Here is a 16,861-nt window from a genome sequence, read left to right as displayed (position 1 = left end):
AAGCGGGTTGCTAATCAATCACAATGTTGGATGTTGGCTTTGGCTATTTTGATTATTTGGATGAGAATAGTTGTTTCATGACTTCGCCTTGAATCTCAAGATAACTTTTGGCAGGCTGACCATTTAAATAGCGGCGAGCGAAAAACTCCCAATCGTGCAAATACACTACCCGTTCGCCATTAGCACCCACGCCAAGCGTCGAACCATAAATCCATTGATTAAACTCATCAGCACAGGGCAGATGCTCAATATCATCCAATAATACACCTAGAATACTACCAGCCAATTGGACAACATCCAAATCAAAATAAGTCTTTTCACCTGTTTTCATATATCCGCTCCAGACGCTTTAGTTTTGTGGTCAAATGCCCTTTGTGCATTTTGTTGTAATTCAAGAACCACAGAATCGACATCCGTCTTATCATTAAGAAACTCATCTTCACAAAATGCTGAAGCATAGCGTGAACTTAATTGGTCAATATCCAAATCCGCCAATCGCTTGAGAATATCCACCGAGATGTCATCAGCAAATTCTCTGATGATAAAATTGGTCGCATATAAATCTCTAGCTTTGGTTCGGCTGTCATGTTGTGCATCAAGCACGCAGTTGATTTTAAACGCTGCAATATCTTGGATTTTTGCTGTTTTGAGACCATTGATGATGGTATAATCATGGTTTGGCGTTCGGTAAGATGTTTCAATTTTCAAAGCTGTATGCTGATTTTCACGCCTGTCATGGTATCTTAGCATATATCTGGTGACAGTTGGCGTGTCTTTTTTGATAATCACATCAAGCACTTCAAAATTTTGTCCCGTGACAGATTTTAGCGTATGAACAAGGTTAATCGTGCCCTTGCCAACAAAATCACCCTGAATGTCAAAATCCAAATCTTCTGAAAAACGGTCAAGGCCATAGCACAACATCAATGCCGTTCCGCCCTTTAGAATCAATGGCTTATCTTGGATTTTTGCCAATACTGCAAGCATTAATTCTGTGTGCGTTTGCTGATTATACATCATAATTTTTGTCCTTGGCGAGCCTTAGCCATGCAGACACATGGTCTGATTGTGCCTTTGGTAGCTTTGGTATGGCGATTTGTAATAAATCATATACTCGCTGTTTATCCGCTGGCGTACTCATAAAATCATCAAAATCAGTAAGTTGCATTTTTCTAAATAACTTTGCGCCATGATACGGCGTGGCAAAAAACGCTTCAGCAATCACCAAATCAGCAATCGCTCTGGCATGGGTTGCACAGTACACCGTATCAGCAAATTTGGGAATGCCCATTTTTGCAAATACTCCACTGCTCTCAAAAACGCCAATACTGCCCAAATACGGCACGGTATCTAACTCTTGGCCGATGCCAACTATATTGTAGCGTTTAATCCGTGATTTTGGATGAAACCAAGTTTCAACATTATGCCAATCGCCTGTGTTGCGCTCATAGTCTTGCGTATTTAACGCTCTAAAGCCACTGATATACAGCGATGGCGAATAGTGGAATTTGGATAATTCTTCGTAAAGCATAAACCCTACTGGTTTTTGTTTGTTTTTTTAAATTATATCAAAAAAAATCACTTGGTGAATTTTGCCTTTTTCGATGACATCACCACAAAAAAGCCCCATCACCCGATGGAGCTTTTGCCATTCAATCAGCTTGAATCTATCCAATCACACCGCTTTGGTGCGTTCAATCAACCACGCCTTAGCATCGCCTGAGACACGGTCGATCAGCTCATCATGGACACGCTGATGGTAGCTGTTCAGCCATGCTTTTTCTTCGGTGGTCAATAGCTCTGGCAAAATCAGACGCGTATCAAACGGGCACAAGGTCAAGTCATCAAACTTCAAGAAAGTCCCAAACTCAGTCTCATGTGCTGGCACGTGTACGACGCAGTTTTCTAGGCGGATACCCCATTTGCCTTCACGATACAGTCCTGGCTCATTGGTCGTGATCATGCCACGCTTCAGCACACGCTCGGCGGTGGCTGGTGCGTGTACTGAGATGACTTGTGGGCCTTCGTGGACATTCATAAAGTAGCCCACACCATGGCCTGTGCCATGACCATAATCCAAGCCTTGTTGCCATAGATGGATACGAGCCAACACATCAATCTGACCTGATGGCAGTCCTTCTGGGAAGTGGGCATTGGCAAGTCCAATGTGTGCTTTGAGCACATAAGTCACATCACGCTTTTCGTCATCGCTGACAATGCCACAGCTTGCCATACGCGTGATATCGGTGGTGCCGTTATAATACTGTGCCCCTGAGTCAATCAGTAGCAAGCCATCACCTTCGATGGTAGCAAAATTATCTTCGGTGGCTGAATAATGGACAATCGCCCCGTTACCCCTGTAACCTGCAATCGTGCCAAAGCTTGGCGAAATATGATGCGGCTGACGGCTGCGAGCTTCGTTGAGCATACGATCGACATCCAGTTCAGTCACCTTCTCACCCTTGGCAAGCTTTGCTTCAAACTCTGAGAAAAACTCGCACAAAGCCGCACCATCTTGACGCATCGCTTCACGGATATGCTCAATATCTGCATCCGATTTGATGGCTTTTAACAGCGTGCTTGGATTGATCGCATACACGGTGGTGACATCATGGCTAAGCTTGACCAAAGTGCCGACAGCCATGCGCGAAGGATCGATTAATAAAGTGCCTTGCACGCCTGCCACAGCATCGATGACTGCCACATAGTCCGCGGTCGCAATGCCTGCATTTGCCAATCCCTGCTTAATCTCATCATTGAGTTTATTTTGATCAACAAATAAAGTCGCCGTATCTGCAGTGATTAATAGGTGCGACAAAAACACAGGATTGTATTCAACATCACTGCCACGCAGATTAACCAACCACGCAACATCATCAAGGCTGCTGATTAGGTGTGCCGTCGCACCTTTTTCTGCCATCGCCGCGCGCACTTTGGCAAGTTTCTCAGTGGCGGTGGTATCAACAAACTGACTTGGATGCTCATAAATCGGCTCAGCAGGCAGAGTTGGGCGGTCTGTCCAAATCTGAGCAAGCAAATCCAGCGTCGTGACAAGCTGAATATTTTTATCAGCAAATGCTGCCTTTAGCGTATCACAGTCATTGACAGACAAGACCGCACCATCAATGGCGACAGTCGCGCCTGCTGGCAGACGCTCAGCCAAAAATGCTGAATGCGATGGGCTGTGACGCTGCATTTTTTGCAACTCAATCCCCGTGCCTTCAAGCTGCATTGGTGCTTGTACCCAATAGCGACTGTCCGTCCATAGCCCTGCAAAATCTTGGGTAATTACCAAAGTGCCGACCGAGCCTGTAAAGCCAGACAGCCACGCACGACCCTGCCAATACACAGGTAGATATTCTGACATATGCGGATCAGCCGATGGGATAATCAAGGCATCCACACCATGCGCCGCCATCAAAGCACGCGCAGCAGCCAGACGCTCACGACGAATTTGCACCGAATCATTCATTATTTTGTCCTATTAAACTAAATTTATCGTATTTTAGCACAGGATAGTCCCATAACAAAAAAGCCCTTAACCATGTTAAGAGCTTTTTATTATCCAAAAAAATTATTTTTTGGCTTCTTCAGTAGCAGCTGGAGCTTGTTCTGTGGTTGCTTCAGTAGCTGGAGCGTCAGCTTGTGCATCAGCAGCAGGTGCTGTTTCAGTTGCAGCTGCATCGGTGGCTGCTTGCTCAGCTGGTGCAGCGTCGGTCGCTTGCGCTTCAGCAGTTGCGGTAGCATCTGCAGGTGCAGCTTGTTCTGCGGTTGCTTCAGCTGTTGGAGCTGCTTGTTCTGCTGGCGCTTCGGCAGCAGGTGTCTCAGCTGGCTGATGCTCGCCTGCAGGACGCAGCCATGCAGAGATCGCGATACCGCCAATCATCACAAGCAATAGCACAATACCAACAAGTGCCGTTACCGATTCTTTTACTGGGTTGTTTTGTGAAGCATCATGTGCCATAAGTCACCTGCCTAAATCTATTTAATTGGGTCAATCTGAGCGTTTCAGAAATAAATTTTCTCTATTATATACCAAATTGTGGCTTTTTGTACATTTCCTTTTTACAATTATGGAATTATTTTCACAATTTCGCCCATTGATTACGAATACAATCAGCGGCGGTGTGCAGGCTTGCTATAATGCTTAGCAATCGCACTTAGGATAATTAATAACGCCGATAAGAATAAAATCGGATACGCACCCAACGCCATATAAGGCGTCTTGCCTGTCATACTTGGCACATCACCACGCAGGACAGCTCGTTCAAACTGTGGCAGACTTGAGATGACTTGCCCTTTGTCATTGATGATGGCTGTCACGCCGTTATTGGTCGCTCGCACAAAATACCGCCCTGTCTCAAGACTACGCATCTGCACCATCTGTAGATGCTGCATCGGACCTGCTGATGTGCCAAACCAAGCATCATTTGACACAGTCAATAAAAAGTCTGTACCGATGGCATTACGGCGTGTGGTATCAGGATACGCCACTTCATAACAGATCGCCAAGCCCATCTGCTCGCCATTGGCAATCAGTGGTGACTGCGTATCGCTACCACGGCTAAAGCCTTGGACAGTTTGCATACCTGCCAGATTTGGCAAAATATCAAGCACGCCACCAAAGGGAATGTACTCGCCAAATGGCACCAATCGCTGTTTTTTGTACACGCCTGCTTGGGTATCATCAAATGCCATGACGCTATTGTACAAATCCACGCCTGCACCGTCTTGATGGATTTCACGATATGGCACGCCTGTCACCCAAGCACTGTTTGACTCATAAGCATGATTTGCCACTTGAGCGATAAACGGCCATGCATCATCTTGTAGTAGTGGAATGGCAGCTTCTGGCCAGATGACGATATCACGTCCCCACTCCGACTGTGACAGCTCTGCATAGATGCCAAGTGTCTGCATTTGGTATTCAGCAAGCCACTTCAGATCTTGTGGAATATTGCCCTGCACCAAAGACACGCTCGTACTCTTACCTGTCGGCGTCGTCCATGTGATATTGGCAAGGCTAGTCATGGCAGCGATGGCGGTCAAAACACCACTGATCAGCATATAGCTGCCCTTATGCCGAAACAGCTCAATGGTCGCTGCGCCAAACAGCACCGCCAAAAACGATAAGCCAAACACACCTGTAATCGGCGCAAGTCCGTTCAGCCAAGTCACTTCGGTGAACGCATAACCAACAAACAGCCATGGAAAACCAGTCAAAAGCCAAGTTTTCGCCCACTCTTGCACCACCCAAAACCCGGCAAATGCCAACGGCTGCCGCGCCGTAAAGCGTACAAACGCCCACGACATCACCGCATGAAATAAGCCCATGATCAACGCCATCAAGCCAATCAGGATATACGCCGCCCACGATGGCACTGCTCCATATTCATGAATCGATGTATATAGCCAAAACGCCCCCACCGCCCAAGTGCCAAAGCCATAAGCTTCACCAATCCAAAACGCACGCTTGGCACTGTCCGTACCGATCAAAAGTGCGTACAGCACCATCGGCGAGATGATGGCGATCGGATACAGATAATAAGGTGCAAGCGATAGACTAAATCCAAGCCCTGCGATCAAGGCAATAAGCATGGCAAGGCTTAGTGGAAAAGTTTTGGCGGTGGCAGGCTTACGCCCCCGAAGTGGTGCGTGACTGATGGTTTGGCTCATAAGGCAAGGATTTTTGGTTCAAATGATAAAGGCGGTAGTTTAGCAGATTTTGGGTGATTTGGCGACAGCCGTGCTGGATTTGGGGAATATTGGGTAAATTTGGTTTATGGGTTGGATTTAAAAATAGCCATAGGGTGCGTTATACGCACCATGAAAATACCCAATGTATCAATTTTACAAAAACCTTTGCAAGTTTTGTCATCAAAATCAATCATCTTCGGTAAAATAGTGCGGATGCCACACCCAATTCATTATCTTAACTGATATAAATTATCAATAAAAATATCTCTTTTTTACCAAACTCCACCCCCAGCCCTCCCCTTAATTAAGGGGAGGGAGCTACACCTTGCAAAACTGAATTAAGAATAGATGCTACTTTCTTGCGGCGATAAAGAAGAAGGGGTTTATATTTCAAACCAAAGCAAAAAAAGAGCGGCCCCTCCCCCTTTTCAAGAGGGAGGTTGGGAGGGGTCTTATGCAAATAACCATCAACAAAAAAGCCAAAACGCACACGCTTTGGCTTTTTAGATTTATTTGGCTATTCTTCGCTGCTTGCTTGTGGCACAAGCTCAAGTTCCAGCAGATGAATGAATCGCCCTTCGACATCGACGACGGTGATTTGCCAATCATCAATCTGCACCACCGCACCTTCCAGATGACTGACAAAGCCCAAAGCCTGCATCACAAGACCGCCCATGGTATCGACATCCGCATCATCAAATTGACTGCCCAAGACTTCATTACAGTCACTGATCAAAGTCGCCGCCTGCACAAGCCACACGCCTGCTTTATCAGGATGTGGCACGATATTATTGATATCGCTGTCTTCATCGATGTCATCATGCTCATCGACAATGTCACCGACGATCTCTTCGAGCAAATCTTCCATCGTCACCACACCTGACACCGAACCAAATTCATCGACGACGATCGCCATATGCACTTGAGCTTTTTGTAATGAGCGCAGCAGCGTATCAGAACGCGCCGTTTCACTGATATACAAAGGTTTGCGCACGATGTCGGCAAGCTTTAGGGGTAAATCTACACCTTCAGCTTTGGCCTTAAGTAGTGGGATTAAGTCTTTGACAAGCAAAATCCCCAGCACCGCATTGTCATCAAGGCTATCAAACACAGGATAGCGAGAATGCTCGGTCTCAAGCACCACCGATAGGATGTCGGATAAATCATCGTCGCTCGCCACAGCGTGTACCTGCGGGCGTGGCGTCATGATTTCACGGACTTGGGTGGCGGGTAAATCCAACACCCCTTCTAGCATATCGACCGTATCCGGCTCTAAAAATTGGCGAGAATCCTGTACCAATTTTAACAAATCATCTCGTGTCTCAGGCGCGGTGGATAACCAACGCTTAAGCCCACGCATTGACCAACTACTCGAATTGTCATCAGACATCAGCGGTATAATTTAACCTCGTATTGTGTTATAAATCTTAATAATACATCGTATTTTTGGCAACTCTTCCTGAGCGACCACAGTTAGACGCATCGTTTTTGTACAATTTAGCGTATCGCGACCAATTATTCAAGTGGCTTTTGGTGATTTTTCAAATCTTCACCCATTTTACGATGCGCGTCTCGATTGTCTCGTCCGATAAGCCAATTTCACTGACGCAGCGGCGTGCAGCTGAGACCTTGGCAAAGCCTGCTTTATGATGAATGCCGTCGTGTAATAGCTTATGCCACGGTGGCAGCTTCTGCCCCAAATACAGCCGCTTGTACGCACAATGTCTGGGCAGCCACAGCATATTGGGCAAATCAGCTGCGGTTAAGCGAATGCAGTCAGGCACTGTCTTTTGGCGATTGGCATAATCTGAGCAATGTCCTGTCGTGCAGTCAAGTAGTTGGCACGCCACATCGGTGTACTCAGTGTAGCGGACATCGTCATCATCCAAAAACTTCACCAAACAGCACACGCCACAGCCATCGCACAGCGCTTCCCACTCATCGTCGGTCAGCTCATTAAGCGAATAAGTCTCCCAAAATCGTGGGCGAAGTTGATTGTCTGTCATCATAATCATTGGTTGTCATCAAAGTGTCTATTGTACCCTAAATCCATCCAAAAAACCGCTTGACTTGCCCAAAATCCCTTGTTAAGTTATCCCTATCACATCCGTGAATTTTTGGTTTATATTAAGGATAAGCATCATGACAATCAGCACTACGACACTCACCACCACCGCACCAGATGGCACTGCCCTGCACAGTTATGTCGCCATGCCGATAGATACACCGACTGATAGCACATCGCCTGCCGTACTCGTCGCACCTGAGTGGTGGGGTGTGGTCGAACATCCAAAGACAGTCGCCGAACGCTTGGCCAATGAAGGCTTCGTGGCGGTAGTGATGGACATCTATGGCGATGGCAAAATGACCACCGATGCGCATCAAGCCAACGAATGGATGACACAAATGCTTGAAAATTCTGATGAGCTGATGAATCGCTGCCGAGTGATTTTTGATGCGGTGGCGTCATTGCCACAGGTCGATGGCACACGCATTGGCATTGCAGGCTTTTGTTTTGGTGGCAAAATCGCTCTGGACATGGCACGCCTAGGCACGCCGCTCAAAGCCGTCGCCACTTTCCATGGCAACCCAACGCCGATCACCCCTGCCAGCGAAGGTAAATTCACCGCCAAAGTACTCGTCGCTCATGGTGCTGCTGACAGTATGGTGCCGATGGTTGCCATCGATGGTCTGCGTAATGAGCTGACCGCTGCCAAAGTCAGCCATGAAATCGATGTCTATGAAGGTGCCAAGCACGGCTTTAGCAATCCACACGCCGATGACCGCGCTCGTGAAAATAGCGTGGACTTAGGCTATCATGCCGATGCTGCCAAGGCAAGTTGGGATAAGATGGTGCAGTTTATGAAAGAGAGTTTGTAAGATTTATCATCTATAATAGCAAACAGCCGCATGAAATTTGCGGCTGTTTTTTATTTGGTGGATTGAGTAGTGTTAAAAAAATGAGCCACTGTTCACCTGCCATCTTTACCCACTGTTATCATTTCCCATCTAAATAACCATTATATGACCTATTGATTGCTTGATTTTTTGTCGATGACTTGCTACAGTGTTGGAATGACACATTTTGGCACACAAGGAGAACGCCATGCCTGCATTACGACACGATATCGATCCTGATGGTTTGCTTGAATATTCGGTGGTCTATACCGACCGCGCGCTCAATCATATGTCGGCGCAGTTTCGAGCAGTGATGACTGATTTATCCAGTGAATTAAAGGCATTGTACCGCGCAGATGCGGTGGCAATCGTCCCTGGTTCTGGTACTTCAGGCATGGAAGCGGTGGCGCGCGCTTTGGCAGATGGCAAGGACTGCGTGGTGGTGCGTAATGGCTGGTTCAGCTATCGTTGGACGCAGATTTTGGATGCCACACGCGTCGCCAAATCAGTGGAAGTCTTTAAGGCTGATCAAGAGATGGTCGATGGTGCGGTGCAATTTCGCCCAGCTGACATCGCTGCGGTGACGGATTATATTCGCAAGCACAAGCCACAAATCGTCTTTGCACCGCATGTCGAGACTGCATCGGGCATGATGCTGTCAGATGACTATATCCGCGCTTTGGGTGACGCGGTACATGAAGTGGGCGGCCTGCTTGCCATTGACTGCATCGCATCGGGCTGCATTTGGCTGGATATGCAGGCGCTTGGCATCGATGTGCTGCTGTCTGCACCACAAAAAGGCTTATCAAGCACACCTTGCGCAGGACTTGTGATGTTATCTGAAGCTGCCAAGCAAGCGGTACTAGCAAGCACGCCATCAAGCTTTGCACTGGATTTAAAAGCTTGGCTTAATATCATGATCGCTTATGAAAATGGCGGTCATGCTTATCATGCCACCATGCCAACTGATGGACTTAAGCAGCTTAGAGATACCTTATTTGAAGCGCGTGATGTCGGCTACGATGTCTTAAAGTCCAATCAAATCAAACTGGGTCAAGCCATCCTAGCAGTGCTCAATGACAAAGGCATCCAAAGCGTCGCTGCGCCATCAGCGCAAGCATTCGGCGTGGTGGTCTGCCATGCACCAAGCGATGATGTGCATAAGGGCGCGGCATTTGCAGCAGCTGGCGTGCAGATTGCCGCCGGTACACCGCTACAAGTCGATGAACCAAGCGATTATAAATCATTCCGTATTGGCTTATTTGGTCTAGATAAACTTGTCGATGTCGATGGCACGGTCGCACGATTTGCCAAAGCTGCTGATCAAGTGTTTGGCTGATTTTAAAAAATATAAAACCGCTCATGGTTGATGAAGTTACCATGAGCGGTTTTTGTTTTTTTTAGAAATTTTGATCAATTTATATCTATCACTCAATCGCCAACACTTGCCAAAATCTGTGTCAATAACGTCCAATAAGTCGCCACCGAGTCGATATGCACCATTTCGTCAGGCGAGTGGGCATTTTTGATGGTAGGGCCGATGGAGACGATGTCAAGCTGTGGATGGCTGGTCTTGATCAGTCCGCATTCTAGTCCTGCGTGAATGACCTTGATGTCGGGTGCATGACCTAGGATTTGGGTATATAATTTCATGGTGGTCGCGGTGATGGCAGAGTCGGTATCAGGTGTCCAACCGACATAGCTGCCATCAAGCGTGATGGTCGCATCTGCCAATGTCGCGATGCTTTGCAAGGTATCACAAACCGCCATTTTTCCCGATTCGATCAAAGAACGGATCAATAAGGTGCATTCAAGCTGATCATCTTTGATGGCAAGCTTGCCAAAGGACAAAGAAGTCTCAACCGTATCTGCCACGACATCGCTATGGCGCACCACACCACTTGGCAAGGCATTGATCAGATGAATAGCGGTGCGGCTGCTGTCTGTGCTGAGTGTCTGAGCGGTCGGCGCACACAAAGCGGCTTCAGCAGTGAAATTTGGCTCAACTCCTGCCATCTCGGTCGCGATGGTGGCAAATGTTTGTTCTGCTTTGGCAATGATGGCATCGGCAGCATCTGGCGCGCAGCTGATGATGATACTGGCTTCGCGGGGAATGGCATTACGCAGCGTGCCGCCTGTAATAGTGCTTAGGCTGAATTTATCGGCAAATTGCGCCTGCAGCACCGCCAAAACACGCCCCAATATCTTAATGGCATTACCGCGATTCTTATGAATATCAATGCCTGAATGCCCGCCGCGCAGTCCTTTGATACTGATTTGTACCGCAGTATCTGTCGCAGCTTGCCAAGTCAGCGGCAGGCTAATATCTGCATCAATACCGCCAGCGCAGCCAATATATACTTCACCAATCTCTTCAGTGTCGGTATTAATCATCATCGTCGCATCTAAAGTATGCGGCTGCAGCCCAAATACACCCACCATGCCAGTCTCTTCGGTCATGGTCAAAAGCACTTCAAGCGGCGGATGGCTTAGGCAGTCATCTTCCAGCACCGCAAGGCAGCTTGCCATGCCAATGCCATTATCCGCGCCAAGTGTCGTGCCTGTCGCCATCAGCCACGCATCATCATCAGGATTGATACGCAGGCGAATGGGATCGGTGGCAAAGTCATGTGCGGTATCGGCATTGGCTTGTGGCACCATGTCCAGATGCGCTTGCAAGGCGATGGTTGGGCGATTTTCATAGCCTTTACTGGCGGGTTTTTTGATGATGACATTGCCGACGCTATCGCGGTGGGCGACAAGGTTTTTTGATGTCGCCCAAGCGATGATGTCATTAGCAAGCGCTTCTTCGTGATAGCTTGGGTGTGGCGTGGCACTGATGCGCGCAAACCATCGCCACAAAAGCGATGGGTTAAAATCCTTAACGACGGCTAAATTTTCTTCATAAGCAGATAAGTGAAAGGTCATGGGGCATCCTGATTGTCATATCTATGGAGTAATGAGCTGTATTGTAGCAGATTGGGTATGTGCGCCCAAGTTGTTTAGCAAACATCCATGAAGGATTGCTCGATAGAATTGACAATATCACAAAACCGCACCAACAAAAAACAGGTATAAGCCCTATACCTGTTTATCTCGATAACTGTGAATCAGTGTCTGCGCGACCATCTCAAGTGTCTGTGCGTCGCTGTGCTGTGCGCTGTGGCGAATCAGCCGCGATGGGCTGTGCATTAACGCTTGGCTAAGCTCGTGGGCAAAAGTCTCAAGCACCATCTTAGTATCTTCGCCATCTTCAATCCGCGCCATCGCCTTAGCAAGCAGTCGCTCACGGTGCGCATCCGCCACCGCACGATACTCCTTGATCTGCGTGCGTGCGGTCTGCACTTGCATTTGCTCAGTGATTTTTGCGACCAATTGCCCAACGAGCAATTCTGCTTCCACCGCCGCCTGCTTGCGCTCAGCGATATTGCCCGCAATCACCGTCTGCAGATCATCGACCGAATACAGATACACATCATCAAGCTTACCCACCGCAGGCTCAATGTCGCGCGGCACTGCCAAATCCACCAACAGCATCGGCTGATGACGGCGGATTTTTAGGGCATTTTTTACCATATCAAAGCTGATCAGCGCCTGCATACTGCCGCTGCAGCTGCTGACGATATCGGCTTTTGGCAAGACATCGCTAAGTTTATCAAGCCCAACGATCTCAAGCTCAAGCGCGCGATTGGCAGCCTTTGCCATCTCAGCCAGTTCATCTGCCAAGGTTTGCGCACGCTCAGGGCTGCGATTGACGATGATGATTTTTTTGACGCCCAAAGCGGCGACATTATGCACCACAAGGCGGTTCATCTCACCTGCTGCGACAAGTAAAAAAGTACAATCGCTGGGATTATCAAAAATCTGCGTGGCAAGCTTGGCTGTCGCAAAGCCCAAAGTCACCGCCTGCGCACCAACCTTAGTATCACGGCGCACCGTGCGCGCAGCGGCAAATACCTGCTGGGTCAGCCAGCCAAATTCACTGCTCACACCACCATGCTCGCGCGACACCGCCACCGCTTGACGAATCTGCCCCAAAATCTGCGGTTCGCCCAAGATCATCGAATCAAGCCCTGCCGCCACACGCAGCCAGTGATTGAGCGCGCGGTCATCTTCATAGATGTACAGATAAGGCGCGATCTGCTCAAAGTCGATGTTTTTAAAATCCGCAAGCCACTGCCCGATCGCCTGCAGGGTTTTTGATGATTGGGCATCATCGTCCCCTTCATCAGTCAAGCTGTGATCATCAATGCCAAAATACAGCTCACTGCGATTACAAGTCGAGACGATGGTGCAGCCATTGACCTGCGCGGACAGCTCGCTGATCGCCTGCCCCATATCCGAGCCGAACGACAGCCGCTCCCTCAATTCAACAGGGGCAGTCTTGTGATTGACTCCGATAACGGCAAGCTTCATAACAAAACCCGAAAACAGATGGTGCAAAATAAGCGAAATAAACAGGGTATTATAACAGCTTTATAACTTGGGGTACAAATTTTCACGGCAAAATTACCGAGTTTTTACGCAGTTTGACGCAATATTGTATCATTGGTGTACATTTGTTAAAAAATGATGGCATTTGGCAGGGTTTGATCAAGTTTTATTTGCACTTATCAAAAATCCTTTTATAATAGGTTGATTGATTTGATAAGTTGCCCAGTGATGAAAAAATTTTGGCACGCACACAACCGTGATCTCACCCATGCACTGACTGCCCACGCATCAGGCAAGGCGTCGCGCTTTGCCAAAAGACCACTGGCAGTTATGCTGATTGCCGTTGGCGCGGTTGCCTTTGTCCCTGCTGTGCACGCCAATGTCTTTGATCCTTTATTAAAAGTTCTTTTACCTTTTTATAACCCTGTCGCAACACCAAAAGCTGATAGCACGCCTGATACAGCTGCGACCACCGACACACACGCCGACACCGCCACGCACGCCGACACCGCCACGCACGATGAAGAAGCGGTGCTTGCCGTGCCCGATACAGGCGATGATGCGTTTGATACGCTTAATACAGATGCGCCACAAGCTGCGCCCAAACACGCTTTTAGCGATACCGCACACCCTGATGTGCCTGCTATTTTATTGAGCGATACACTCGTGGCAGGCGATACACTACCGATGCTTGATACGCCTGATTTATATGCGTTATTGGACGCTGAATTTGCTGCCGATCGCGGTGATGTTGAGCGTGCTTTGACCATTTATAAAGCAGAGTCTTTTAAGGATAATGCCACGAGCGTCTTTGAGCGTGCGTTAAGCTTGTCCATCGAATTTGAGCAGCCTGCCGATTCACTTGCCTTTGCCACTGCTTGGCAAGACGCCAACCCTGAGCACATTCCTGCATGGTTCTATGTCACGCATTTGGCGCTCAAAGCCGGTGAATACAATCAAGCAGCCAGCATGATTTCGATGATTTTGCACTATGATCCGCGAGCAGATCTGGGGCAAATCCTAAACGGCATTATCCCAACCAATCCCGATGACAAGCGCGCGCTGTTGTACGCCTTACAAGACCTTGGACAAAATAACGCGTCGATCTCAGTGCTGCGCGCGGGTATCTTGATGGGGCTAAATGAATACGACGCCGCGCGTCTTCATGTCAATCAAGCCTTGAGTCTTGAGCCGAAAAATCTTGCCTTTATCACGCTCAAACTGGACATCTTACGCGCAAGCAATCGCATGGATGAGCTGTGGACTTATCTGCATAAAATGCGCAAACAGCTGCCCAAAGAAAAAGATCTGTACTTGTACGAGATCCGCTATCTGATCGAAAAAGGAGAGCTGTCGCGCGCATGGACACTGCTTGCCCAAGCCAATAAAAACACCAACGATCCTGACATTCGCCTATTATCAGGCTTGGTTGGGCTTGATAGCGCGCGCTATGTCGATGCCATCAGCGTGCTTGAGCCATTGCTTGAACATCCAACCCTTGCCAGTCAAGCGCATTATTATATGGGCATCGGCTATGAGCGACTGGGCGACATCCAAAACGCGCGCCGCCACTATGAGCAAGTGACGCATTATGAAAATGTTCTAGATGCGCGCACCAAAGTGGTGGGATTTTATTTGGCAGAAAACAACATCGATGCTGCCATCGCGACACTGACGCGACTGCGTGATGAGCTCGAAAGCTATGCGCCAGACAGCTACATCCTGCAAGCTGAGATTTATCTAAGCCAAGGCGATAAGGCGCACGCCAAGGACTTACTCACCATCGCTAACCGCGATTATCCCAATGACGATCGCCTACTTTATGCCAGCTTTAAGCTCTTAGAAGATGAACTTGAGCCTGAAGACAAACGCCAAGCCATCGCCAAGCTGCTTGAGATTGATGAGTTTAATCCCGACTATCAGCTTGCCGATGCCAAGTTCCGCCTAAGCCAAGACTCGTACGACAAAGACGCGCTAGAAATCGCCGAACGCATCAGTAACATCAGCTTCGATGATCCTGAATACGACAGCCAGCGTCAGCTTGATGCCTTGTTGGCGCTTGCCAATGCCGCCCTTGCCAATCAGCAATACGACACCGTCATCGACTATCTGCAAGCACCATACGATGTCATGCCGACGCTTGATGTAGGCATTGTACTGCTGCGCGCTTATCAAGGTTTGGGTGATACCCAAATGGTCACAAGCTTACTTGCTGATCTGCAGACGCGTTTTGGCGTCGGTCAAGCAAACAGCACAGACAGTCAGATTTATTAATCTTATCTTATTAATTAGCCATTATTTACTCAAGGATTTTTATGAAAAAATTCGCCTTAGCCGCGTTGGCTGTCAGCAGCTTACTACTATCAGCTTGTGCCACCACGCAGGCTGTCAAACCCAATACAAGCATAGCATCTGTAGCAGACGCGCCCATTCGTTTTCATATCTCAGGTAAAATCGGTATCACCACACAGACCGATACAGGCGCACAAGGCGGCAGTGCCTTTTATGCATGGGCGCAAGAAGGCGAGCATTTTAATATTAACTTAACAGGTGCACTCGGCATCGGTACTACCGACATCAGCTACGATGGCAAAGTCGCAACGCTCAACAGCGAACGCACAGGCACTATCAGCGCAGCCAATCCTGATGAATTATTATACAGTGCTACAGGCTGGCAAGCGCCAATCTCGCAGCTGCCTTACTGGATCGTCGCACGCCCCGCTCCAAGCGACAGCGCACATACCCGTGATGCTCAAGGTCGCCTAGCCACTGCAATCAATGGCGCGTGGACTGCCAATTTTAAATACAACAGCAAAAATCAGCCAAACCGCCTGCACATCACCCACACCGACGGTCATCGCGTGGTCATGACCATCAATCATCAGTAGCGGGTGCGCCATGCAGATGACTGTATTTTCTCCAGCCAAACTTAACTTATTCTTACATATCACCGCCAAGCGTGATGATGGTTACCATGATTTACAAAGCGTATTTCGCGCTATTGATTTTGGCGATGAGTTGAGTTTTGAGCTTATCAATCCCGATACCATCACGGACGATACGCCACTGGTGACACTGACAGGCGCAGATACACTGACCGATGATATTGATGATAATTTGATCGTCAAAGCCTTGCAAACATTGGCGGCACAATGCCCTAATCAAGCCAAACCGATTGCCATCCATCTGGACAAAAAAATCCCCACCGGCGCAGGATTGGGCGGCGGCTCAAGCAACTGCGCAGCCACTTTACTTGCGGTCAATACACTATGGGCATTGGATTTAGACTGTGATACACTGGTGAATATCGGCGCAAGTCTTGGTGCAGATGTGCCGTTTTTTATTTTTAGCCAAATGAAACAATGCGATGCCTTGGCGATGGGAATTGGCGATAAACTTACCCCCTTGCATCTGCCGGCAGCGCGCTATTTGCTGCTTTTGCCCCATGCACACCTTGCCACCGCGCACTATTTTAGCCACCCTAAGCTACAAAAAAACTGCCCACTGCTAGATCGTATCGATGAGCGTTATGCTGAATATGGCATGGTACAAACTGCTGATTTTACAAATGTTTTTGAGCCAATTGCTCTGAGCGATTCAGCAGAAGTTGCCGCTGCGATGAGTTATCTGCGCACACTTGGGACGCAAACAGGCACGACCGCACGCATGAGCGGCACGGGCAGCACGGTATTTTTGCCAATTGGTGATGAGATCGATGATGCAACTTTGACCGCTTGGCAACTATCATCACCTTGTCCGAGTGTCGTCGCAGTCAGCTTATACGGTGAATAAAGCGCGGTTTGGTCTTTTTGCTGTGATTTTTACCAAGAAG

The 16,861-nt window shown here is 48.3% G+C and carries 15 protein-coding genes; 5 read left to right on the top strand and 10 right to left on the bottom strand.

The annotated features are described in order from the left end of the window. Positions 1–52: 52 nt before the first annotated feature. The 8 genes from NGM44_RS06695 to NGM44_RS06660 form a co-directional block, all read right to left on the bottom strand. Positions 53–331, bottom strand: a complete 279-nt coding sequence (locus tag NGM44_RS06695; protein WP_253222962.1) for a hypothetical protein — start codon at positions 329–331, stop codon at positions 53–55. Next, positions 328–1,020 (bottom strand): nucleotidyl transferase AbiEii/AbiGii toxin family protein, encoded by a 693-nt coding sequence (locus NGM44_RS06690; RefSeq protein ID WP_253222961.1) that lies wholly within the window; start codon positions 1,018–1,020, stop codon positions 328–330. The genes NGM44_RS06695 and NGM44_RS06690 overlap by 4 nt, the downstream gene beginning before the upstream one ends. Next, positions 1,010–1,531, bottom strand: coding sequence for a hypothetical protein (locus NGM44_RS06685; protein WP_253222960.1), 522 nt, complete (start codon positions 1,529–1,531; stop codon positions 1,010–1,012). The genes NGM44_RS06690 and NGM44_RS06685 overlap by 11 nt, the downstream gene beginning before the upstream one ends. Positions 1,532–1,675: 144 nt before the next feature. Next, on the bottom strand, positions 1,676–3,472 hold the full coding sequence (locus NGM44_RS06680; RefSeq protein ID WP_253222959.1) for an aminopeptidase P family protein: 1,797 nt from the start codon (positions 3,470–3,472) through the stop codon (positions 1,676–1,678). Between the two features lie 102 nt (positions 3,473–3,574). Further along, a complete protein-coding gene (locus tag NGM44_RS06675; protein WP_253222958.1) occupies positions 3,575–3,964 on the bottom strand; it encodes a hypothetical protein in 390 nt (129 codons plus the stop codon). A 152-nt stretch (positions 3,965–4,116) separates the two neighbouring features. After that, a complete protein-coding gene (lnt, locus tag NGM44_RS06670) occupies positions 4,117–5,676 on the bottom strand; it encodes an apolipoprotein N-acyltransferase (protein WP_371923474.1) in 1,560 nt (519 codons plus the stop codon). Positions 5,677–6,214: 538 nt separating this feature from the next. Beyond that, positions 6,215–7,087 carry an HlyC/CorC family transporter gene (locus NGM44_RS06665; protein ID WP_253222957.1) on the bottom strand — a complete coding sequence of 291 codons (873 nt, stop codon included), beginning with the start codon at positions 7,085–7,087 and terminating at the stop codon, positions 6,215–6,217. A 151-nt stretch (positions 7,088–7,238) separates the two neighbouring features. Continuing rightward, positions 7,239–7,706 (bottom strand): YcgN family cysteine cluster protein, encoded by a 468-nt coding sequence (locus NGM44_RS06660; RefSeq protein WP_253222956.1) that lies wholly within the window; start codon positions 7,704–7,706, stop codon positions 7,239–7,241. 133 nt (positions 7,707–7,839) lie between these two features. Between NGM44_RS06660 and NGM44_RS06655 the strand changes: the two genes are divergently transcribed. After that, positions 7,840–8,577, top strand: coding sequence for a dienelactone hydrolase family protein (locus NGM44_RS06655; RefSeq protein WP_253222955.1), 738 nt, complete (start codon positions 7,840–7,842; stop codon positions 8,575–8,577). 226 nt (positions 8,578–8,803) lie between these two features. Further along, positions 8,804–9,934 (top strand): aminotransferase class V-fold PLP-dependent enzyme, encoded by a 1,131-nt coding sequence (locus NGM44_RS06650; protein WP_253222954.1) that lies wholly within the window; start codon positions 8,804–8,806, stop codon positions 9,932–9,934. A gap of 92 nt (positions 9,935–10,026) precedes the next feature. Here NGM44_RS06650 and NGM44_RS06645 read toward each other — a convergent pair whose 3' ends face one another. Both NGM44_RS06645 and hemA read right to left on the bottom strand, forming a co-directional pair. Then, the gene (locus NGM44_RS06645; RefSeq protein ID WP_253222953.1) at positions 10,027–11,523 is read right to left on the bottom strand and encodes an aminoacyl-histidine dipeptidase; all 1,497 of its coding nucleotides are present in this window, start codon (positions 11,521–11,523) and stop codon (positions 10,027–10,029) included. Between the two features lie 153 nt (positions 11,524–11,676). After that, a complete protein-coding gene (gene hemA, locus NGM44_RS06640; protein ID WP_253222952.1) occupies positions 11,677–13,011 on the bottom strand; it encodes a glutamyl-tRNA reductase in 1,335 nt (444 codons plus the stop codon). A 246-nt stretch (positions 13,012–13,257) separates the two neighbouring features. On the opposite strand from hemA, the gene NGM44_RS06635 reads away from it, so the two are divergent. Genes NGM44_RS06635 through ispE form a run of 3 tightly spaced genes read left to right on the top strand, consistent with a single transcriptional unit; the run spans position 13,258 to position 16,821 of the window. Then, on the top strand, positions 13,258–15,303 hold the full coding sequence (locus NGM44_RS06635; protein WP_253222951.1) for a hypothetical protein: 2,046 nt from the start codon (positions 13,258–13,260) through the stop codon (positions 15,301–15,303). A 41-nt stretch (positions 15,304–15,344) separates the two neighbouring features. Then, on the top strand, positions 15,345–15,917 hold the full coding sequence (gene lolB, locus NGM44_RS06630; RefSeq protein ID WP_253222950.1) for a lipoprotein insertase outer membrane protein LolB: 573 nt from the start codon (positions 15,345–15,347) through the stop codon (positions 15,915–15,917). Between the two features lie 10 nt (positions 15,918–15,927). Further along, complete coding sequence (gene ispE / locus NGM44_RS06625) at positions 15,928–16,821, top strand: 4-(cytidine 5'-diphospho)-2-C-methyl-D-erythritol kinase (protein WP_253222949.1); 894 nt, start codon at positions 15,928–15,930, stop codon at positions 16,819–16,821. The last annotated feature ends 40 nt before the right edge of the window (positions 16,822–16,861 follow it).

Origin of the sequence: Moraxella sp. FZFQ2102 (assembly GCF_024137865.1) — a bacterium.
In the GTDB taxonomy this organism is placed as follows: domain Bacteria; phylum Pseudomonadota; class Gammaproteobacteria; order Pseudomonadales; family Moraxellaceae; genus Moraxella.
This window is presented reverse-complemented; position numbering and strand designations above follow the sequence as displayed.